The sequence below is a fragment of the Ruegeria sp. YTSA135 genome (assembly GCF_059610165.1).
This window is the reverse complement of record NZ_JBXWNC010000015.1, coordinates 58,927-79,691: the sequence shown is the minus strand read 5'-3', so window position 1 is coordinate 79,691 and position 20,765 is coordinate 58,927. Positions and strand designations below refer to the sequence as shown.

Genomic DNA, 20,765 nt, shown 5'->3' with positions numbered 1-20,765 from the left:
AGATTTTGCTCAAAGACCGTTAACCGGCACCTTGAGCATCGGGTTTCCGTCTTTGTCGGTCGGCACCTCGCCAGCGCGCATGTTGACTTGCAACGACGGGATGATCAGCTTGGGCATATCCAACTGCGCGTCGCGCTCGGTACGGAATTTGACGAACTCTTCTTTCGACTTGCCACCGCCAACATGGATGTTGTGGGCTTTCTCGTCGCCGACTGTCGTCTCCCATTGAATATCGCGGCCATTGGGGCCGTAGTCGTGACACATGAACAGCCGCATTGCATCCGGCAGCGCCAAAACCTTTTGAATGCTGTCATAAAGAACACCCGCATCACCGCCTGGAAAATCAGCACGCGCTGACCCGCCATCCGGCATAAAGAGCGTATCGCCAACAAAAGCCGCGTCACCCATGACATGCACCATGCAGGCCGGGGTATGGCCCGGTGTGTACATGGCAAAGGCCTGCATATTGCCGACCATATAGGTATCGCCATCTTCGAAAAGCCGGTCGAACTGGGACCCGTCGCGCTGAAACTCTGTCCCATCATTGAAGACTTTGCCGAACGTATCCTGCACGACCATGATCTTCGAACCGATACCGATCTTGCCGCCCAGTTGTTGCTGGATATACGGCGCGGCGCTCAGGTGATCGGCATGGACATGGGTCTCGATGATCCATTCCAGCTTCAAGCCTTGCGCCTTGATCTGCCGTATAATTTCGTCCGCGTGATCATAGGTGATGCGACCTGCCGCGTAGTCGATGTCCATGACGCTGTCGACAATCGCGCAGGCGTTCGATGCCGGGTCCTTCACAATGTAACTGATCGTGTTTGTGGCCTCGTCGAAAAAGGCCTGAACCTCGGGTTTGATATCCATGTTGACAGGATAGTCGATCATGTTTGTCTCCTCCTGAAACGGATCACGCCGCGTTGGTACGGCGCGGCGCCGTGAATGATTGAATGAACTTGGCAAGAAGTATTCCTGCCACCAAAGCTGCGGTGAAGGCTACGACCTCCCACCGACCCGTACCTAGCGCCGGCAGCGCGCCACCCGGACAGAAACCCGCGATGCCCCAGCCAATTCCAAAAACGGCAGAGCCGCCGATCAGGCGAGCGTCGATTGCGCGATTAGCGGGCACTTTGAAATCAGGCTCGAAGATCGGTGCGCTTCGTCCGAAGACGAGCTTATAGCCGATGAACGTGGTCACAAGCGCCCCGCCCATCACGAAGATCAGCGACGGATCCCACGTGCCTGCGATATCAAAGAAGTTCAAAACCTTGGCCGGGTTTGCCATGCCTGATATCGAGATGCCGACACCAAAGATCAAGCCGATCAGATATGTTGCGATCAGTCTCATGGTTTAACCTCCGATCACGTGGCGGATGATATAGACCGTTAGGCCGGTGAAGATCATGAAGGTGATCGTGGCGGCGATGGACCGCGGGCTCAGGCGCGCCATTCCGCAAACCCCGTGCCCTGATGTGCAGCCCGAGCCGTAGGTCACGCCGACACCCACGATGAGACCGCCCAAAACCAGGGCGAGGGTCGAAATCGGAACCTCAACAGCGGGCATTTGGCCGGTCATCAACCAGACGACAGCCGGACCCGAAACCATCCCGGCAACAAGGGCCGCACGCCACGAGAAATCCTGACCAGAAGCCGGTTGAAACAAGCCTGCCAAGATACCGGTTGCGCCAAAAACACGCCCAAGCATTAGCATAAGAAGCGTCGAGGATACGCCGATCAGGACACCGCCTGCAAGCGACGCCCAAGGAGTGAAAGCCGTCTCAATCATCAGCAGTCTCGGCAGGTTTTGAGGCCGATAAGGCTATAAATCGGGCAATTCCCGACAAAGGCCGTCAGCGTGAAGATGCCCGCCACGACAAGCGCGAGCCAGAACAGAAGACCTGTCCCCAAAGCACTCGTGCCGAACGCCAAAACAAATAACACCGCAGCAATAGCCAGTCGGCCGCCACGGTCAAATTTTCCCATGTTGGTGGTCATGTTCCTACTCCATCGAGATTCGATGGATGTACCATGGCATACATCTGACCGATCCTTTGGTGACCAAGTCACCAAAAGCAAACTAAACAGCAAACACGCCGGGTTCAGACACCCGCGCCAGAAGACCTGACCAGCCGTTCTATCCCTGCCCGGCCAGTAAGCCGTACTTCGCCACGCGATTGTTCGACCCAGCCACGGCGGTTGAACTCTGACAGCGTCCGCGAGATCACCTCGCGCGCCGTGCCAAGCTCGGTCGCCAGAACAGCATGCGTTGCGTGCACCACGCCGTTCTCGTCCGCGAGTTCCAAAAGCCGCGATCCCAGACGCACGTCCATACGTTGGAACACGATGTCATCTATAAGCGTGAAAAGGTCGGTGATGCGTTTTGAATACGCGGTAAATACAAACTCACGAAAGACGGGCGACGTCGCGACCAGTCGATCGAAAGTCGAAAGCGGAATGGCGACAGCGCGCACATCTGTCTCAGCAATCCCATCCGCTGAATACTCTTCGAAAGCCAGCATGCAAGCCGTCGTCAGGACACAGCTTTCACCGGCATGCACACGATAGAGAAAGACTTCGCGCCCCGTTTCCGACTTTTGCTGAACCCGAACCGTCCCGTCCAGCAGGAGCAGCAGGTTGTCAGCCGACTGCCCGGGCCCAAAGACCTTCGTACCAGCGGGAACCGAGATGATCTGGCTTCCGGCCTCAAGATCTGCGCGAATATCGTCTGGCAGGCGGCTTAGCCCCTTGAACTTGTCGATCCATGTCCCTTCCATCTTGTTTGCCCCTGTTCTTGATTGCCTGGAAAAGCGAACGCGTTCCGGTCTGTCCGAGTCGCCAATTGTCGTGTATTCAAAGTGTCTTGGTCGGGAAACACCAGACTTTCGTTGCGAATTTTTCCGGCCCCAGTGAAACCGATGCCTGCGACCCGTTCGACTTGCGTGCTATCTTGGCGAGCGGTACACTCATGTCAGGCCGTTTGAGGCGGCCACCCAGTCCGCGGAAAGCTGTCATCGGCACCTCGCAGAGAATACACGAAAACCACATCGGTTTCTCAGCCCGGTTTAGCGGACCCTCGGGCAGCGGAGGGAACACCGATGACAAAATCAATCGACCAATTACGCCGTAATGCCAAGGCACTGGGCAAAGCTCTGACTGCGGGCGACAAGGGCGCGTTGCTGCGCATTCATGGCATTATTCCTACACCCAAGAACGGCGTCTATAAACACGCCGATTGCCTACACGTCATCGCGCGTGAAACGGGATATGCGTCGTGGCCTGCACTGAAATTGGCCGAAGAAACGCAGGGCATGGATCGCGCGCAGAAACAGGGACGGCTGCGTTGGGCGCTATACAACGGCTCGCCCGAGACAGTCGCGCACCTGCTTGCAGATGAGCCAGATCTTGCGGCGGGGCAAGTCCCCCTTCTTGTCGCGATGTACGAAATCGACGCCATGCGCAAAATTTTGACTCAGGACCCAGGGGCCGCCACGCGCAAATATCCACCAAGACGCCCGATGTGTCATCTTGCGTTTTCTAGACACATCAAGTCAGCGCCTGAAAAAGAAAGTGACATGCTGGTCATGGCGGAACTGCTTGTGGCGCACGGCGCAGATGTGAATGACAGTTTCGCTTTCGACCCATCAGAAGAACACCAGTTGTCCGCGCTCTACGGTGCGATTGGGCATGCAGACAATATGCCATTGGCAAAGTGGCTGCTGTCGAAAGGCGCAGATCCAAACGATAAAGAGTCGCTCTACCATTCGACCGAGCTTGGCCATACCGTTGGTCTTCGTTTGTTGCTGGAGCATGGCGCAGACCCCCAAGGCACGAATGCACTTCCCCGCGCCATTGATTTCAACAGCGCCGAGACCGTTCGCCTGCTGCTTGAACACGGCGCGGACCCCAATGAAGGCATTGCCCCGGACCCGTCGGGTGAACCCTCACTGGTAATCCCCGCCCTACATCAAGCGGCGCGGCGCCTGGCTTCGGGCCAAATCGCCCAACTGTTGCTGGATCACGGTGCAGATCCAAACGCCGTCAGTCGCGGTCATACGCCCTATGCCTTTGCCCGAATCTTCGGGAACCGTGACGTAGTGGAGGTATTGGAACACGCGGGTGCGATGACCCAGCTTTCGCAGACAGAAGAGCAGCTTGCGCGGGCAGCGGACGGCGCGTCCGAACCCGGTGACATGATAGACATGAATGCGCTGTCGGATGAGATGAAATGCCTTCTGTGCCGCCTCGTCTGGCGCGAAGGATCCCTGCCTCATATGCAGCGTTTGGTTGAGATGGGCTTTGACCCCAATCATCCGGACGAGATGGGAATGCCGCCGCTCCACCTGGCTGGCTGGGAGGGCATGGTCGAGGTCATGTCCTATTTTCTGGGCCAGAACCCCGATCTCGAACACACCAACGCTTACGGAGGCACGTTGTTGTCAACCATTATCCACGGATCGGAAAACTGCCAGCAAAGAGCACACCGCGACCACATAGAATGCGCGCGTATGGCGTTGGCAAAGGGTGTGGTGCTGCCCCGAAAAGCAGCACGGTTTGCGACGGTGCCCGAGATGTCCGCTTTCCTGGCTGACTGGGCAGAGTCCCATCCCGAACAAGTTGTCGAACATGGCGTTGTCTAATTCGGATAGTGCACGGTAAAACAAAGACCAAGGCAGGCGTAGCTTATGAACCGCGCTTGAAGGGCTTTGTATACTCATTTCTAGCCGGAGCAGCACAAGCCGTTGACTGTGCAAAAAGCCTTAGTGACCCGAACCTCGTTTCTTCCAAATTGCGACACGCTGCTCATCACGTTTTTCGTATTCTGCGACAGCTTCGTCGAGATCGCGATCGACAATTCCCTCACGGTCTGCCCCAAGATCCGTCATGCGCATGGTAAACCAAGCGGTCATACTACCGGGGGACAACGTGTCAAAGCGAGGAAACGCAGGACTACTTTTTCCTGCTTTCCATGTCGCTGGTAAGCAAGGGTCAAGCACAAATCCACGTGCCAATCCTACCGCATCCACATCCCCGGAACGAACGGCAGCTTCGGCTTCCTCGTGGCGTTTGAACCCGCCTGTCGCCATGAGCGGTATCGACGTCAGTTGACGCGCCGCGCGGGCAAACTCGACAAAATAGGGCCCTTTAGTGTTGCGCTCCGAACTCGACGGAGCACCAGGAAAGTACGTGCCGCCGCTGATGTCCAGAAGATCAACACCCTTCCCTTCCAGAGCAGCCACGACCTTAAGGGCTGCTTCTTCGGTCAAACCTCCGACAAGCTGATCGGTCGCGTTTAACTTTACCGAAACAACAAAGTCAGATGGAACTGCGGCGCGAACAGCTTCGACAGTTTCGATAAGCAATCTCATTCGCGCGTTTATCGAACCCCCATAGGCATCGGTTCGATAATTAAAAAGCGGAGACAGAAACTGACTCAGAAGAAACCCGTGAGCGGCATGAATTTGAACGCCGCCAAAACCCAACTCTGCCGCATGGCGCGCTGTTTTCGCAAAACGCTCGGGGACGGTTTCGATTTCAGCGCGTGACATGGCCTCACTGCGGAATTGAGGAAAGTCCATCTGGCTTGGCCCTCTGGGTTTGCTTATCGGCAGATGCGCCAGTGCCCCGGCATGCCCAAGCTGCAACCAAAGGTGCGCCCTGTTTGCCGATCCGCGTCGAGCAAGTTCGCGAAACGCCCCCGTATTGGCTTTGTCATCCAGAATAAGGTTACCCGGTTTTTCAGGGTATCGCGGATCGCCTTGGACCTCTCCGATGATTGAGGCTGCCAGCCCACCCTCTGCCCACCGCTCATACAGCCGTATCTGAATGGCGGTCGGGTTGCCTTGACCATCCCCCAGTGAATCCGACATGGCCGATTTGATAATTCTGTTCTTTAGCACACACCCATTTGGCAGGGTCAGCGGTGTAAAAAGAGTTTGTGTCGATACGGCGTGCAAAGAAGAACTCCTCGGGCTATCAGCGTACATCTGATATACTTTGGAAAAGCTTTAAGGATAACTGAGTAATCAGGATCAAATCTTGATACTTTTTGGAATAGATGACACAGAAGACAGAACTGGAAATCCTGCTGGCCGTTGTTGATCATGGCAGTTTCTCGGCAGCAGCCAGAGCGTTGGGGTACACCCCGTCTGCGGTTGGCAAACGGGTTCATCAACTGGAAAAGCGATTGAATATTCCGCTGCTTGTCCGCTCGACTCGACGCATGACACTGACAGAAGCGGGTCGGCGGTACGTCGAGGAAGCCAGAGGATTATTTGCCCGCCTGTCAGCGCTCGAGGCGGATATCGCCGATGATGCCTTAACTTTGCGCGGTACGATACGCCTGACAAGTTCAGCGGCGCTTGGTCGTCGGCAGGTCGTGCCCCTGGTGATCGAATTCATGGAACGTCACCCGGAAGTCGAGATAGAGCTACTGTTGACGGACAAGATCGTCGACCTGATCGGTGATGGCTTCGATCTTGCAATCCGAAGCGGCGTCTTGCCCGACTCGTCCCTCGTCTCTCGAAGACTGATGAATAATCCTCGCCTGCCCTGTGCGACACCTGACTATCTTGAACAGCATGGTATTCCTGAAAAGCCCGATGATCTGACAAACCACAGATGTCTGCGACTCGGGCAGGAAAGGCAGCTTTCAGACTGGGGCTTTACCCAACCGCAGGGCGGTTTGGCGCGACTTGGCGCGGGTTTTTCCTGCAACAACCTCGAGGCGCTCCATTCGGCGTGCCGTTCTGGGCTTGGCATTGCGTGGTTACCATCGTTCCTTACCACGACCGACCTGCAAACAGGATGTCTTGTGCCAGTGCTGGAAGAATACACAGAACCGGATGCTGGCGGCGGTATCTTTATTCTGCGCCCCGAAACGGCATTCCTGCCATACCGGACGCGCAGCTTGATCGACTTTCTGGCAGATCGCGTCCGCTGACCAAGCAGAGCCCGACAGTTCGAGACGTGCAAGCTGGGCGTTCGTGTAAACCGGGAACGCGGGCACAGCAGGTAGACGGCCTGTACGACGAAGCGGTCACAGCGACCCAAGCTATCGTCTGACAAACGCGACCTGAATTTTCTGATCGCGATTTATAGCAAACAGGCTTCATTTCACTACAACTGTCACACTGTCGATCGTTCCAGTAAACCGTGAGGCGGCTTCTGATCCGACAGTTTCGACCACTGGCGTAGCAAGATCTACACCCACATCGGCCGTTTCATCAGCGGAAAAGATGTGTGGCTGCGTCCGCTCGATGCGGCCCTCACCAACCTGCGTATCGTTAACGAATAGACGTGCATCTCCGCCCTTTCCAAGGCCGTCGCCGTCATAGTCAAACTCAAAGCGGAGAGTAGCGCGCCCGGGAGCGAGTTTCTTGGTCCCAGTGATCGAAAAGCGCTCCAGCCCCAGGAAGTTATAGTCATATCCGGGTACACCGCCGTTAACGTAAAGGGACCAGCCGCCGAAACGCCCACCTTGTGCGATGATCGTTCCATCGGCACCACTTTTCGGCACCTCAATTTCTGCAGTAATCGTCTTGGACTTGTTTTTTATGTCGAGGAAAACGTTCTCCGTCATGCCAGTCATGCCGCCAGCCAGTGTAATAGACGCCCGTCCGGCCATCAGGTCCGGTCGGCCAGCTGACGCCGGATTGATGCGTTCAAAGACACGGTCATCGATAGGCAAAACGTTGTTCCGCGCCGCTTCCTGCATGAAGATCGTCTGCATTTGGGCCAGTTTCTCCGGCATGTCTTCGGAAAGATCATTAGTGAGGCTGAAATCGGTGGTGGTATCGTAAAGTTCCCAGATATCGTCAGCCAGCGCTCTGCGCGGTTTTGGCTCCCAAGGTGCTTTGTGAATCGTGCGTGCCCACCAACCCTCATGGTAAATCGCCCGGTTTCCGAACATTTCGAAATACTGCGTGGTATGGCGCTCTTCTGCGGTCGGATCGTCAAAGGTGTACAGCATACTGATCCCATCCATAGGATACTGCGAGACGCCATTGACCTCGCGCGGCTCTGGTATGCCGGCAGCCTCAAGGATGGTTGGTGCGACGTCTATGACGTGAGTGAACTGATCCCGCTGCTCGTCTCTGGCCTTGAAACCGTCAGGCCAATGGACGACCATACCGACCTTTGTGCCACCCGGGTCCGACGCGACCTGCTTTGTCCACTGATAGGGCGTGTCCATGGCGACGGCCCACCCGGCCGCCATATGAGGATAGGTTTCGGGCCCGCCCCATTTGTCGAGCTTGGTGAGCATGTCTGACACCTGTTCCTGCACACCGTTGAAATACGTCATTTCGCTGAACATGCCGTTACGACCGCCTTCAGCGCTTGTACCATTGTCACCGTAAACGAGGAAAATCAGCGTGTTATCAAGCTGACCTGTCGCTTCGACGGCTTCAACGACACGGCCGATCTCGTAATCAGTCATATCGACATAACCCGCGAAAACCTCGAACTGTCGTTTGTACAAGGTCTTTTCGTCCTCGCTCAGGGTATCCCAGTCAGGAATGGCTTCGGGCTTGGGTGCAAGCTTCGTTCCTTCCGGGACGATTCCGCGCTCGATCTGGCGCGCCAGGATCTCTTCGCGAAGCACATCCCAGCCCGCATCGAACTTTCCCTTCCATTTCTCCGACCATTCCTGCGGAACGTGGTGGGGCGCATGCGTAGCGCCCGGCGCAAAGTAAACAAAGAAAGGACGATCCGGCGTGAGGGCTTTCTGGTAGCGGATCCAAGCAACCGCCTGATCCGTCATATCGGTAAGGAAGTGATAGTTTGGATCTTCGGGCAATTCGACCGGGTGCACACCATCATAAATAAAGGGTGCCCACTGGTTCGTCTCGCCCCCGAGAAACCCATAGAACTTGTCAAACCCCTGACGTGTCGGCCAACGATCCTGCGGGCCTGCAATGCTCGCCTCCCAAGCGGCTGTTTCGTGCCATTTACCGAAGGCGGCGGTGGCATACCCGTTGAGCCGCAGAACCTCAGCGATGGGCGCAACGGATTTCGGGATCTGGCCGGTGTTACCCGGATATGCCGTGCCCATTTCGATAATTCCACCCATGTTGTTCACATGATGATTTCTGCCGCTCTTCAGCGCGGCTCGCGTTGGCGAACAGACTGCTGTGGTGTGAAAATCAACAAATCGAAGGCCCTCCGTCGCCAATTCATCGAAAACATCTGTTTCGACGGGGCCACCGAAGGTGCTCGTTCCTGCGAAGCCCAAATCATCTACCAGAACAACCAAGACATTAGGCGCATTCTCAGGGGCTTTCACTTGAAAGAAAGGCGGCGGGGACGTGTCGCGCACATCGAGTTCGACATAACCCTTGGTGTGAGGGAGCGCGATCGGCAATACTTCACGATCCAAATCATTCTCGGCATGTGCCGCGAACGCAAAAAGCACGCTAGCCCCGGACATAATAAGTCTGCTCTTGGTCAACATGAAAATCGTCTCCCTAGTTCCTCTTGGTTAGTGAAATCCCTTTAAGTCCCTGAAATCCATGCTTTTGCGCCAATCTCAGCAGTTGTTGGCACCAGAGGCACATCGGCGCACGATGCGCCGACCCACGCCAGCAACACTTACCCGGGTCAACGGCCAGCCTACGCGAGCTTCAGCCTTTCCAACGAAACCCAAGCCATCCCACTGCCCAAGGTTACCCGCCAACTCGATGGACGTGGCAGCCGCGTGCAACACGTCGAGCGAAAGCGACAGTCTGCGTAGCTTGCTCATTCAATTTCTCCTATTGAAAAGTGCGCGGGCAAATCTCCGAAGGCATCTGCTGCGTCGCTCGCATCGATTTCGATTGCGTTGGCAGTAGCGGCAAAGTCAAAGACTTTGCCTGAAAGCTGGACGTCCGGCGACCACTCTCGAACATCGATCGTGTATTGCGGATCCAGCGCGATTGATTTGGAAGTAATTGTAAACCTGCAGGAGAACGGATCGGCTTCTTGCGCGATCCAGACCTGCCAGTCGACCTCCGGCGTCCTGAATGCAAGATGGTCGCATTCGCGGGCGTGACCTTCATCAGATGCTGCGGGCGTGGCACAAAGCGCGGCAAGAGTCAGGGCTGTAAGCGCTTTGCATATCGATTTCGGTGGCTCCAGGTCTAGTTTCGCCGGTTTTTCCGTGATCATCTTTGCGTGCCGCCCGTCAGAAGCGATACGTCGCGCCAAAAATCGGGCCCGACTGTTCAAAACTGAAGTCAGTTCCGCTGATGGTATTTTCGACGTCAAGATACCGGTAGCCGAAACGGAGGTCCCAGTTTGCATTGATCGCGTAATTCGCGCTCAGAAGAACCTGCCAGGTCTCGCTGTCACCGTCAAAGCCGCCATAGTCAAAAAATGCGGTGCCGGACCAGCGGTCAGAAAACCGCATGTTTGCGCGTACCCCGATGATCGGATCGATCCAATCCTCACTGGCAGTGACTGACGAAACCGGCGGGCCACCAACGAGTTTCAGCTTGGTTTCCGTGTCGAAGTATCTAATTCCGCCTGCAACATCGATAGACGCATTTTGGTTTTCAAGAACTCGGTAAGCGACAAAACCAGTCAGAATCTGGGTTTTCAAACTCGTCTCGGCACCGCTGAAAACGTTACCGGGGGTGTCGCCCGTAAACCCAAGGTTGGTGTACATGTAATCCAACCCAAAGCTCCATTGGTCGTTGCTGGCTTCGAATGCACCCATGAACGCCATATCCAGATTTTCCAGCGCATCGCTGAAACTCAATTTCGACTCTACGGATCCGATTTGGGTGGTTGTCTCGGCCGCAAAAAGATAGATCGAAGCCGCATAAGTCCACCGACCATCTTGCGCGTTTGCCACGGTTGCTGTCGCTGCCAAAGCGCCAACCGCACTTAAGAAATTTCTTAATCCAGTTTTCCTGATTATCATCTGACACCCCTTGAATGTTCAGGGGGTGTGAACGGTCAACTTGCTACGCTCTATTGCACGAAAACAAGATATGATCTGACCTCGGCACGTCCCCTACGAAGGCCATCTTAAGAACGTGTTTGGCCCCCACCCATTGACCTATATCAAACTTGTTCCTCCTATTTGACTTTACGCGCCAAAAAGTAGTCTGCTGGAGGCATGTCACGTCATCTTCCCCTGATACGCGCCTCGGTAATTTTTCCAATCCGACGTTGGCTTGAAAAAAACGGGTACAGCGTATCTGAACGATTGTACGCTGCGAATCTCGAATGGGTGCCGCCCGACGATCCAACGGTGGCAATACCGTTGTTGGACGCGGTCACATTGCTGCAGAACATCGCCCGAGACGTCGGTCCGGACGCTCCTTTTCGCATGATTGACCAACGGTCGGTGCTTGCAATTGGTCTTATCACTGGCGCGGTTTCACGCGCTACCACGCTAGGTGATAGCTTCCACAACATCGCGAAATCAATGCATACGCATTGCACCCATGAAAGCCTGATGGTCGCTGAGCATGATGAAGTCCTGCATATCAGCGAGGGCTGGTCATCAAGGTTGGGCGAAGACGAGTCGTTGCACCTCATTCAACAGTTTACGGCGGCCATGGTGATGTCGATCTGCGAACTCGCAGGTGTGAGAGACGCAATAAAAAGCGTCAGTTTGGTCCCGCATCCCGAAACTGGACTTAAACACCTCAAGCCTTGGTTGGACAAAAGGGTCTACTCAAACGAACGCAGGGTCCTGGACATCGAGATCTCACTGTCACTGGCCAATAAACCTATCAGCCTGTCAGACGCCAGCTTCACTGACGTTGCCGAAGAGGAAAGCTTGCCGGCATTATGCGATGCGACCATGCTGTGTGATGCTGTTTCAACGCTCTTGAGCGGAATGCTTCCGTCTTGCAGGCCAACTGTTGAGCACATCGCGAAAGCAAGTCGTCTGAGTCCACGCACGCTGCAACGTCGCCTCAACGAAGAGGGTTCCAGTTTCTCTGAGCTTCTGGACAAGGCCCGCGCCCAATATGCGATCGGCCAGCTTTCCCTAGACCGGCCGCCGCCTTTACTCATTCTCACTGACGAATTGGGATACACCAAACAAGAAACGCTCACGCGCGCAGTACAACGCTGGACCGGCAAAACGCCAAGTCACCTCAAGAGACAGACAGCCCTTCAGTGATTTCCTGTCAGGGCTGCTAGACGGGCCTCTTTAACGCTGGGGTCAGGGTGTACTGATTTTCAACGCACTGGGTCGGTCACGGCCCGGAAAACGGAGCCGTATCATGCCTGATCGTTTCTGGTTGAGCGACACGCAATTGGCGCGTCTAAAGTCCTAATTCCCCAAATCCCATGACAAGCCTCGCGTTGATGGCCAACGAGTGCTGAGTGCGATTATCTTCATCAACCGCAACGGCTTACGCGGGCGAGCGCCACCTACGGGCCGCACAAGACGCTCTCCAACCGGTGGAAGCGTCGGAGCGAGAAAGACCTCTTTGCGCGAATGATGCTTGGGGTGGGCTAAAGACATGCGTGCAGCTCGTCGGGCGGTCGCAGAACGACTTGGAGAATTAGGCGGCGAACAACTTCCATTCAACCGAAAGTCAAGTCCAGCGCCAGAAAGGCCCCGAAAATCGTATCGCGCCAAATGTAAAATGGAGACTCTAGCCATTTTTGGCGGGTATATCGCATGTGATTTCAGGTCTCTAACTGCCATTACGCCACATATTCTACGGAAATCCCGCTAAAATACGTGGGCCACAAAACCTTTCAAAACCAACAGGCAATGTTGTGGCGGAGACGAAGGGATTCGAACCCTCGAGACGGTTTCCCGCCTACTCCCTTAGCAGGGGAGCGCCTTCGACCACTCGGCCACGTCTCCGCTGACCCGTATATTTGCCGGAACCTAGAGAAACAAGGCGTTTTTTTCAGTTTTTTACCGCACCAGAAAAATAGGGAGTTTTTTCAAATTTCCGGGAACATTTAAGGAACTGCACGTGATACGCGTGCAAAATCCGTGCAGACGTGTTCCTGCAATGTTCACGTGAATCATCCTGAACTTGATTACGCCCTACTCCGGTCGCATTGTGAGTCGCCCGATCAGGATGCTGCATGCTAACGGCCGCACATGAGTGTGACAGGTCGCCCGCGACATTGCCAAGACAAGGCAGTACGACATCTCGATGAAACTCCGAAAGAAAGTCGAGATGCTCTTCGCCCACCTCAAACGCATCCTTGGCGTCGGACGCCTCCGATTACGTGGCCCATGCGGCGCAAGTGACGAATTCCTCCTCGCCACCACCGCCCAAAACCTCCGCAAACTGGCTAAGATCTGTCCTGCACAGCAGCACACGTGCAAAGCGTGACTAAAAAGGTGCTCGTCTTCAGTTTAGAACACCACTTTCCGCGCTCGCAACACGATGTTTTTCAACAGGATCAGCGGGAAGCACCCCTTCGCTGCAAGTGTTTAGGTCCAGCCCTTGGGAAGCGAAAGCAGCCGTTCTTGAACAAACTTGCGCATCTGTACCGAACTTTACAGATGGTGCAGGCCGCCGGAAGGCGAGCTTTCTCCACGGGTGCGAACCAGTTTGGTCGCCAATTTCGTAACCCACATTCAAAAAGCGGCAGGATCGGGAACAATTCTGTGTCACCGCAAATCGGCTCCGAGATCAAAGCCCGAAATCGGTCTCACTCGGCACGCCGCGACGCTTGGCACGGCTTAGACAGGGGCAAACGCGCGCGTAGCCAGCTGCTTTTCGCACGAATTTATGATATCCGTTAAAGGAGCCGGAGAACCAATCACGATCGCCGCTCCCTTTCATCTCGACCGCCCCGGGACGCGCAAGACGCGGGACATAAAACCATCGGATGACGAGAGAAATTTAACCATCTGGTGCCGATGACGACAATCAGGGGATGGGGGAACTTCCCGCGAATGTTCGAGGAGATGGCCAGCGCAAAGGCGTTGCGGACGATATTGCGGCGCCATGATCTTCCACTCAGTGTTCTTTGCGCGCCGGATCGCCGGATTCCGCTGACCGGACGGTAGGGTGTGACGAGTTTGGAGTGCAGCTTGGTGCCAGAACGACGGCGCAGCACTATGGCCGTGGGCAGGTTTTGCCTATTGTGCCCCAAATCTGGGTCAGGCGCTCATCTACCGCAAGTGACGTCTGGCTTAGGCGCAGGCCACGAGGCGATTGGTCTTGCACGCCCAAATACGCAAGATAACTTGGCCAAAGGTCGTGGGAGTCATGGATCTTCGGCAGTTTGGACAGCGTTCTTGGTTCAAGCGGATAAGGCTCGTCATCCGCAAGCGATGGTGTTGCAACAGCGATCAGCGTCTGCTTGAACAGCAACGTCGCTTCCAGTGATGCACCAAATGGTGGCGATCCCTGGCGCACTGCAAGGTCGATCCCATCGCTATGGAAGCTGGAAACTTTCTCGGTGGCCAAAATCCGCAAATCGGTATTCGGATGTGCTGCCGTGAAGTCCGGTAGATTGGGGATCAACCATTTCGCAGCAAAGGTGGGAGTGACACTGATAAGGACTTTGTTCGGTTCTGGTTTCAGCTCGGCCGTTGCGGATCGAAGGTCTGCGAACACCTCGGCTATCCTGTGGTGAAAGCTGCGTCCGACTGATGTGAATGTCAGGCCCTTTGGCACCCGCTCAAACAAGGGCACATCAAGATGCGCTTCGAGTTGGCGCACCTGTTGCGCAACGGCCCCTTGCGTGACACCCAATTCATCAGCCGCTGCGCGGAAACTAAGGCGGCGGCCTGCTGCATCAAAAGCACGCAAACTGTTGAGCGGGGGAAGTCGGTCATTTTGCAATAGTATTTCTATTGCCAAGAAACATCAATTCTCAATCGAAGTTCCCCAACAATGCGTGATATAGGCCTCAATCATGAAAGGACGCTAGAGATGACAGTAGAAAAAGTAGCTCTGATTACAGCAGGTGGCAGCGGCATGGGTGCGGATGCAGCCCGCAAGTTGGCGAAAGACGGGTTCAAGGTTGGCATCCTGTCCTCGTCTGGCAGGGGGGAAGCGCTCGGCGGCGAACTCGGCGGCTTTGGCGTGACTGGCTCCAACTTTGATGGAGAAGCGCTGAGCGCTTTGGTCGAGGGCGCGAAGGATCGTTGGGGCCGTATTGACGTCTTGGTGAACTCTGCTGGTCACGGGCCCAAAGGACCAGTTCTCGAAATCAGCGACGATGACTGGCATCAAGGGATGGAAGTCTACTTGATGAACGTGATCCGCCCGACAAGGCTGATCACACCTGTGATGCAAGCACAGGGGGGCGGAGCGATCATCAACATCTCGACCTTTGCGGCATTTGAGCCCGACCCCCTTTTCCCAACCTCTGGCGTCTTCCGGGCCGGACTTGCCGCATTCACAAAGCTCTACTCGGATAAGTATGCGCCCGAGAACATCCGCATGAACAACGTCCTTCCGGGTTTCATAGACAGCCTACCCGAGACCGAAGACCGTAAAGCGCGCATTCCCATAGGACGATACGGCTCCGCCGCTGAGGTTTCCTCTCTGATTTCATGGCTCGCCTCCGTCGATGGTGGCTACATGACAGGCCAAAACCTGCGCATTGATGGGGGCCTGACCCGTGCCGTCTGACACCATTGCTATTGGACCATCGCGCGAGCGCCTTGTCTTTGCGGTCAAATGGGGCGCCTCCGCTATTCAGATCGCGGGATACACTGCGACAGGGTTCGGCTGGACGCCCTGGAACTTTTACCTTTTTCTCGTCGGTGTGGTGGGATGGTTCGCCGTGGGCGCATTATGGAATGACAAGGCGCTGATGCTTGTCCATCTAGTCGCGCTTGGTGCAATGATTGCCGGTATGACGAGCAGCTGATCACGCTAGAGCGGCCATTGGTACGTAGCGCAGCATCCGCGCCTCTGGGGTTGCTCCGGACCTTAGCTGCAAGGTATGGGAATGCAAAAAAAGCGGACTTTTCTGTCATTGAGGCCGATCAATGCTTGACTTCAGAAAGTCTTTAATAAGGCTAATTGTATGTTGGGCAGGGGGACGTGCTGTATGATGAGCCTAATCCAACTCGGTCCGATCATAGCTCTGACGATCGGTCTATTCTGTGCGCCAGCATTGGCGCAGTTCGCCGACGACAACCTCGACGCTCTCGTGGACGCCCGCGAGATTCCGGTCGCGATCGACAATTTCAACCGCGCCGCGACAGACATTGAGTTCGCCAAGTATGTCGCGCTCGCGGGCGGGCTGAACCGCTTCTACCATTTCCGTGAACCGACGCCCGTCGACAATCAGCCGACGATCAGCATGAACCGCGACACGCTTTACAGTACTGCGATCGTCGACATTAGCGAGGGCGCGAGGCTGACCCTTCCCGAGGTCGGGGATCGGTACATGTCGGCGATGATCGTCAACCAGGATCACTATATCAACGAGGTGTTCCACGGTGGTGGCACCTACACGCTGGATCTGGAGACCTTCGATACACCCTACGTCGCGGTCTACATGCGCGTTCTGGTGGATGCATCAAACCCGCAGGACGTGGCGGAGGTGAATGCCATCCAGGATCAGATGGTGATTGAGGCCGCTTCCGCGCAGCCCTTCATCCTGCCGAACTACGACGAGGACGCTTACGAACGCCTCGTGGCCGCTCTGATCGGCCTCGCGCCGTTCTTTCCTGACAGCACCCGTGTCTTTGGCTCACAGGGCGACGTCGATCCGGTGCGCCACATGGTCGGTACGGCCGTCGGCTGGGGCGGTCTGCCGGAGGACGAGGCGCTCTATCTCGGCATCGACCCGCGGCTGTCCGTCGGTGAATACCGGATAGAGGTGCCTGCTGACGTGCCTGTCGGCGCCTTCTGGTCGATCAGCCTCTACAACGCCCAGCGCTTCTTCGAACCTAACGCGCTTGACGCCTACACCGTCAACTCGGTTATGGGGGCGCGCAACGAGGACGGCTCCATGACTGTGCATTTCGGTGGTTGCGACGACGGGCGTGAGAATTGCCTGCCGCTCATGGACGGGTGGAACTACACCGTGCGGATGTACCAGCCGGGACTCGAGATCCTCGACGGATCGTGGACCTTCCCTACCGTACAGCCGGTGGACTGATAGAGGGGACAGAGAAAATGCAACGCCTTTTTCTTGCCCTCGCGCTCTGCGCACCCGCGCTAATCAGGACACCTTGTACTCTGTCGCCATCATCGACCTGTCAGAGCCAGTGACGGTGACGCTGCCGGAGGCCGACGGACGGTTTCAGTCCGTGCTGGTCATCAGCCAGGATCACTACTACTTCGCCTATGCCGATCCCGGTTCTTACGAGCTTACCGAAGACGAGGTCGGGACCCGCTTCGCAATGCTCCTGTTCCGCACCTTCATCAACGCGGGCGATCCCGAAGATGCCGCCCGCGCCCATGCGGTGCAGGACGGCATTGTCATCGAAGGCGGCGGAAACGGTCCCTTTGATGCGCCGGACTGGGATCTAAAGGCCCTCGCCGCAGCGCGCCAGGCCGTCAGCGACCTGGCAGCGGTCGTCGGGCTTGAGTCCACCACCTCCTTCGGTCGCCGAGGCGAAATTGACCCGCTCGGCCACCTGATCGGAATGGCAGGCTGGGCTGGGCGACCGGGCACCACGGCTCAGGGAATCGTCGATGCCGTCGAGATAAATGACGGCGAAACACCCCATGTGGTGACCGTCAGGAATGTACTGGTGGACGCCTTCTGGTCGATCGCCGTCTACGACGCCGAGGGCTACCTGATGCCCAACGATCTCGGCCGGAACAGCTACAACCAGACCTCCGCCACGCCAAACGACGACGGCTCCTTCACCATCCATTTCGGCGGCTGCGAGGACGGTCGGATCAACTGCATCCCAATCACGCCGGGCTGGAACTACACGATCCGCCTCTATCAGCCCCGCGCCGAAATCCTCGACGGAAGTTAGGTATTCCCCGACATTCTTCCCGCAGGGTGATATTGACCTGGGAACTTTGAAAAGCTGAACACCCCGAAACGGTCCAAGGGACAGCCGCAACGGGCCCTCCCGACACCTTCGCCGCGCTGGTCACACGTGGCCTGTTCGGGAAACAGCGCGGTTTTCTACGTGGTTTGTGAACAGGTAAGACGCCGGAGAAATCGGACTGGTGCAATTGGGGGCATGGCCCACTGCCCAGTTGAATTGTCATTGTCACGGCCCTCTCCTTTGATGCCTGCTACTGAAGGCAGCCCCCGCAGTTCAGGAAATGTTGCCCGCCAGCTATGATTCTGCGGTGAATCGGTTTTGCGAAATGCTTTCCGCCAGCCGTTCGATGTCTTCTGCCAGAGGGCGGTCTTCATTCAGCGCAGGTGATATCTCCCGAATCTGCCGGCAGGTGCCAGAGAGAAAGCTGCCCAAAGATCCGGCGGTTCCGCGCAGCTCGACCGCCTGACAGGCAACCAACAACTCAATCGCGGTCAGCCGCTGCAGTTGCCCAGTGATCTGGAGCAACGCTTTCACCGCGGCTGGGGAATTGGTCAGGCAATCCTCCACCCCGTTGGCATTCAGGCTTGGCCAGACCGGCACTGGCTGTGCTGTATGGGCCAGCTCGCAGACCAGCGACTCGGCCACTTTCATCACAGGCGCAAACCCGTTAGAGGCGCTGTCCGGCATCGCCAGGAAATTCGGCAGGCCGCTGAACTCTGGGTTCAAGAGCTTTGCATTCCGCGCCAGCTGTGCCATTGCGAGCGGCACAAGCGAGCGGCTAAGGGTTTCTACCGCGCTGGTGATCTCGGCGGTGAAATAGGCACCGCAAGAGGTGATCTCGCCCTTTTCGGCAAAGGCAACGGGATTGTCGCTGGCGCTGTTTATTTCCAGTTCCAGGCACTCCTCAGCCCGTGTCAGCGCCATGCCTGCAGCACCATGGATCTGGGCAATGTTGCGAAACGACAGCGGATCCTGCAGCCGACGCGCTTGGCCGGGTTCAAGCAACGCACCGCCTTCCAGCCTCCACCGCAGTCGCTCGGCCGCCTGCAATTGGCCTGGATGAGGTTTGACCATCAGCACGTGGTGCGCCAATGGCCCGGTATTGGCCCTAAACCCCTCCATCGACAGGGCGGCGGCGGTCTGTGCCGCCTCAAAGACACCGACTGCACCGGAGACTGCCAACGCCGCCATGCCGCTGACGGTGCTTGAATGATTGGCCAGCGCCAGCCCGTCGCGCGGTGCCAAATTCAGCGGCTTGATGCCATGGGCCTCCATCATGTCTGCGCTTGGCCCGACCCGACCCTTGAAATCACGCATTCGTCCCCCGCCAATGAGTGCCAGGCCAGCAGTTGCGTTCAGCACCAAGTCCGCCGCTCCGATCGACCCAATTTGCCCGACAACCGGAGTGAGGCCTGCATTCAGGCAGGCGGCAATATGCTCTGCGACCTCGGGCCTGGCGGCGCTGTGACCTTTGAGCATGGTGTTCAGCCGTACGATCAAGCCCGCTCTGACAAGCTCCGGGGCTTCTTCCGGACCAATGGCATGGGCCCGACCGCGCAGGGTTTGGACGGAGAACTCCGCCAATGCCTCTGCGCTCAGCACTTCGGTTGCACGGGCGCCCAGACCCGTGGTCACTCCATAGACCGGAACCCGGTCCCGGATGGCCTGGCCGACCAGAGCATGGGAGCGTGCCATGGCTTCCAGCCCCGCAGGCGCAAGCTCAATGGGTGCAGCATTCCTGGCAGCCTGGCTGAGCGCCTCAACCGTCAGCGAAGTGCCATCCAGCCGGAGCCTCTCCATCTCAGGCGTCCCGGTACAGAAGGTTCTGAACGATACCCAGGTCACGGGCCTTCTCCAGAATCCGAGCGCCCAGGGCGATATCCCCGGTAGACATGCCTCGGTGCCAGAACAGGATTGTTTCATCGTCAGCTTCCCGGCCCGGCTTCAGCCCGGCGGCAATCTCACCGATTTCGGCATAAAAGCTCTCCTCGCTGATCAGCCCCGCATCGATATGCGGCCGCAGCGCCCCAAGATGCCCGGCCCGCATCTGCCCCAAATCATCCATCACGAACTTGTCGAAACCTTTGGGGAAATCCAAAGGCAGCGCGCTCATCGTGCCGTAGGGCACGACCAAGGCCCCTTTTTTTACCCAAGAGCGGTGGAACATCGGGGTAGGCTGGTTGAGCCGGGTCGCTTCGATCAGAATGTCGGCTCCGTCCAGGCAGCTTTGCCAGTCTTCTGTGACGATGATCTGCTTGCCCAGATCGCGGCTGAGCCTTTCTCCAAAGGCATCGCGGCTTTCCGGGCGGCGTGAATGCACTCGGATTTCTTCGAAATCGAACAGATGGTCCAGCAAGCGCACGTTCCAGTATGAGGTGCCGCGGGCGCCCACATGACCCAGCACCCTGGGTTTCTTCGGCCCCAACCATTTGGCACCAAGTGCTGTTAGCGCTCCGGTTCGCATGTCGGTAATTCCGGCCGCATCAATCACTGCACGCGGCATGCCGGTACGCGGGCAAAACAGGTTCAAGAGCGCCAGCTCTGACGGTAGCCCTTGCTTGTAGTTGTCGACAAAATCGCCAACTACCTTGACCCCGGCATAGCCCAAAGGCTCGACATAGCCGCGCAGCACGTTGAAATGCCCGTTGAAGGCCGGATCCGGGGTCAGATGCATGCGCGGCTCGATCACCGTTTTACCCTGCCCGGCGGCAATCAGCCCCTGTTCAACAGCATCCAGGATATCGTCATTGGTGAGCGCCACCTGATCAATCTCCGGCTGCCCCAGATACTCAATCTCGATCTTTGCCATGCGTGTCTCTCTCTGAGTTTGCTACATCATGGGATCCTGACGCTGGCGTTACAGATCGAA

21 protein-coding genes, 1 tRNA gene and 2 pseudogenes are annotated in these 20,765 nt (G+C 56.8%); 9 read left to right on the top strand and 15 right to left on the bottom strand.

What is annotated here, in order from left to right; all coding sequences use genetic code 11:
* Nucleotides 1-9: 9 nt before the first annotated feature.
* From AC2FIT_RS17675 to AC2FIT_RS17650, 6 genes are all read right to left on the bottom strand, one after another.
* Entirely contained in the window at nucleotides 10-894 is an 885-nt protein-coding gene (locus AC2FIT_RS17675) for an MBL fold metallo-hydrolase (protein WP_496831347.1), read from the bottom strand.
* A gap of 22 nt (nucleotides 895-916) precedes the next feature.
* Nucleotides 917-1,354 (bottom strand): DUF6691 family protein, encoded by a 438-nt coding sequence (locus AC2FIT_RS17670; RefSeq protein ID WP_496831346.1) that lies wholly within the window; start codon nucleotides 1,352-1,354, stop codon nucleotides 917-919.
* Between the two features lie 3 nt (nucleotides 1,355-1,357).
* On the bottom strand, nucleotides 1,358-1,792 hold the full coding sequence (locus AC2FIT_RS17665; protein WP_068341029.1) for a YeeE/YedE family protein: 435 nt from the start codon (nucleotides 1,790-1,792) through the stop codon (nucleotides 1,358-1,360).
* A complete protein-coding gene (locus tag AC2FIT_RS17660) occupies nucleotides 1,792-2,001 on the bottom strand; it encodes a YgaP family membrane protein (protein WP_068341026.1) in 210 nt (69 codons plus the stop codon). Before AC2FIT_RS17660 ends, AC2FIT_RS17665 begins: the two co-directional genes overlap by 1 nt.
* A gap of 104 nt (nucleotides 2,002-2,105) precedes the next feature.
* Entirely contained in the window at nucleotides 2,106-2,780 is a 675-nt protein-coding gene (locus AC2FIT_RS17655; protein ID WP_496831345.1) for a Crp/Fnr family transcriptional regulator, read from the bottom strand.
* Between the two features lie 76 nt (nucleotides 2,781-2,856).
* Nucleotides 2,857-3,018: a hypothetical protein gene (locus AC2FIT_RS17650; protein ID WP_496831344.1), complete on the bottom strand. Its 162-nt coding sequence runs from the start codon at nucleotides 3,016-3,018 to the stop codon at nucleotides 2,857-2,859.
* Nucleotides 3,019-3,101: 83 nt separating this feature from the next.
* On the opposite strand from AC2FIT_RS17650, the gene AC2FIT_RS17645 reads away from it, so the two are divergent.
* Nucleotides 3,102-4,643, top strand: coding sequence for an ankyrin repeat domain-containing protein (locus AC2FIT_RS17645; RefSeq protein WP_496831343.1), 1,542 nt, complete (start codon nucleotides 3,102-3,104; stop codon nucleotides 4,641-4,643).
* A gap of 120 nt (nucleotides 4,644-4,763) precedes the next feature.
* Here AC2FIT_RS17645 and AC2FIT_RS17640 read toward each other — a convergent pair whose 3' ends face one another.
* Nucleotides 4,764-5,990 (bottom strand): oxidoreductase, encoded by a 1,227-nt coding sequence (locus AC2FIT_RS17640; protein ID WP_496831342.1) that lies wholly within the window; start codon nucleotides 5,988-5,990, stop codon nucleotides 4,764-4,766.
* A gap of 71 nt (nucleotides 5,991-6,061) precedes the next feature.
* On the opposite strand from AC2FIT_RS17640, the gene AC2FIT_RS17635 reads away from it, so the two are divergent.
* Nucleotides 6,062-6,946 carry a LysR family transcriptional regulator gene (locus tag AC2FIT_RS17635; protein WP_496831341.1) on the top strand — a complete coding sequence of 295 codons (885 nt, stop codon included), beginning with the start codon at nucleotides 6,062-6,064 and terminating at the stop codon, nucleotides 6,944-6,946.
* Between the two features lie 168 nt (nucleotides 6,947-7,114).
* On the opposite strand, the gene AC2FIT_RS17630 is transcribed toward AC2FIT_RS17635, so the two are convergent.
* The 4 genes from AC2FIT_RS17630 to AC2FIT_RS17615 form a co-directional block, all read right to left on the bottom strand.
* Nucleotides 7,115-9,433: an arylsulfatase gene (locus AC2FIT_RS17630; RefSeq protein WP_496831340.1), complete on the bottom strand. Its 2,319-nt coding sequence runs from the start codon at nucleotides 9,431-9,433 to the stop codon at nucleotides 7,115-7,117.
* 99 nt (nucleotides 9,434-9,532) lie between these two features.
* Nucleotides 9,533-9,745, bottom strand: a complete 213-nt coding sequence (locus AC2FIT_RS17625) for a hypothetical protein (protein WP_496831339.1) — start codon at nucleotides 9,743-9,745, stop codon at nucleotides 9,533-9,535.
* Entirely contained in the window at nucleotides 9,742-10,149 is a 408-nt protein-coding gene (locus AC2FIT_RS17620; protein WP_496831338.1) for a DUF2092 domain-containing protein, read from the bottom strand. The genes AC2FIT_RS17625 and AC2FIT_RS17620 overlap by 4 nt, the downstream gene beginning before the upstream one ends.
* Before the next feature lie 16 nt (nucleotides 10,150-10,165).
* On the bottom strand, nucleotides 10,166-10,906 hold the full coding sequence (locus AC2FIT_RS17615; RefSeq protein ID WP_496831337.1) for a porin family protein: 741 nt from the start codon (nucleotides 10,904-10,906) through the stop codon (nucleotides 10,166-10,168).
* Between the two features lie 348 nt (nucleotides 10,907-11,254).
* Here AC2FIT_RS17615 and AC2FIT_RS17610 point away from each other — a divergent pair, with 348 nt between their 5' ends.
* Nucleotides 11,255-12,121: a helix-turn-helix domain-containing protein gene (locus AC2FIT_RS17610; protein ID WP_496831336.1), complete on the top strand. Its 867-nt coding sequence runs from the start codon at nucleotides 11,255-11,257 to the stop codon at nucleotides 12,119-12,121.
* A gap of 103 nt (nucleotides 12,122-12,224) precedes the next feature.
* A pseudogene (locus AC2FIT_RS17605) lies at nucleotides 12,225-12,457 on the top strand (IS5/IS1182 family transposase); the annotation flags it as partial.
* Nucleotides 12,458-12,730: 273 nt separating this feature from the next.
* Here the strand turns inward: AC2FIT_RS17605 and AC2FIT_RS17600 are convergent.
* Nucleotides 12,731-12,820, bottom strand: a tRNA-Ser gene (locus AC2FIT_RS17600).
* Nucleotides 12,821-13,079: 259 nt separating this feature from the next.
* Here AC2FIT_RS17600 and AC2FIT_RS17595 point away from each other — a divergent pair.
* A pseudogene (locus AC2FIT_RS17595) lies at nucleotides 13,080-13,304 on the top strand (transposase); the annotation flags it as partial.
* A gap of 732 nt (nucleotides 13,305-14,036) precedes the next feature.
* On the opposite strand, the gene AC2FIT_RS17590 reads toward AC2FIT_RS17595, so the two are convergent.
* A complete protein-coding gene (locus AC2FIT_RS17590) occupies nucleotides 14,037-14,735 on the bottom strand; it encodes a LysR family transcriptional regulator (RefSeq protein ID WP_496831335.1) in 699 nt (232 codons plus the stop codon).
* Nucleotides 14,736-14,858: 123 nt separating this feature from the next.
* Between AC2FIT_RS17590 and AC2FIT_RS17585 the strand changes: the two genes are divergently transcribed.
* The 4 genes from AC2FIT_RS17585 (at nucleotide 14,859) to AC2FIT_RS17570 (ending at nucleotide 17,878) form a co-directional block, all read left to right on the top strand.
* Nucleotides 14,859-15,563 (top strand): SDR family oxidoreductase, encoded by a 705-nt coding sequence (locus tag AC2FIT_RS17585; RefSeq protein WP_496831334.1) that lies wholly within the window; start codon nucleotides 14,859-14,861, stop codon nucleotides 15,561-15,563.
* On the top strand, nucleotides 15,553-15,804 hold the full coding sequence (locus AC2FIT_RS17580) for a DUF6552 family protein (RefSeq protein WP_496831333.1): 252 nt from the start codon (nucleotides 15,553-15,555) through the stop codon (nucleotides 15,802-15,804). Before AC2FIT_RS17585 ends, AC2FIT_RS17580 begins: the two co-directional genes overlap by 11 nt.
* 183 nt (nucleotides 15,805-15,987) lie before the next feature.
* Nucleotides 15,988-17,046: a DUF1214 domain-containing protein gene (locus tag AC2FIT_RS17575; RefSeq protein WP_496831332.1), complete on the top strand. Its 1,059-nt coding sequence runs from the start codon at nucleotides 15,988-15,990 to the stop codon at nucleotides 17,044-17,046.
* Nucleotides 16,931-17,878 (top strand): DUF1214 domain-containing protein, encoded by a 948-nt coding sequence (locus AC2FIT_RS17570; RefSeq protein WP_496831331.1) that lies wholly within the window; start codon nucleotides 16,931-16,933, stop codon nucleotides 17,876-17,878. The genes AC2FIT_RS17575 and AC2FIT_RS17570 overlap by 116 nt, the downstream gene beginning before the upstream one ends.
* 312 nt (nucleotides 17,879-18,190) lie before the next feature.
* On the opposite strand, the gene AC2FIT_RS17565 is transcribed toward AC2FIT_RS17570, so the two are convergent.
* Together AC2FIT_RS17565 and AC2FIT_RS17560 are read right to left on the bottom strand one after the other, a co-directional pair.
* On the bottom strand, nucleotides 18,191-19,741 hold the full coding sequence (locus AC2FIT_RS17565; protein WP_496831330.1) for an HAL/PAL/TAL family ammonia-lyase: 1,551 nt from the start codon (nucleotides 19,739-19,741) through the stop codon (nucleotides 18,191-18,193).
* Complete coding sequence (locus AC2FIT_RS17560) at nucleotides 19,698-20,705, bottom strand: ornithine cyclodeaminase family protein (protein ID WP_496831329.1); 1,008 nt, start codon at nucleotides 20,703-20,705, stop codon at nucleotides 19,698-19,700. The genes AC2FIT_RS17565 and AC2FIT_RS17560 overlap by 44 nt, the downstream gene beginning before the upstream one ends.
* Nucleotides 20,706-20,765 lie beyond the last annotated feature (60 nt).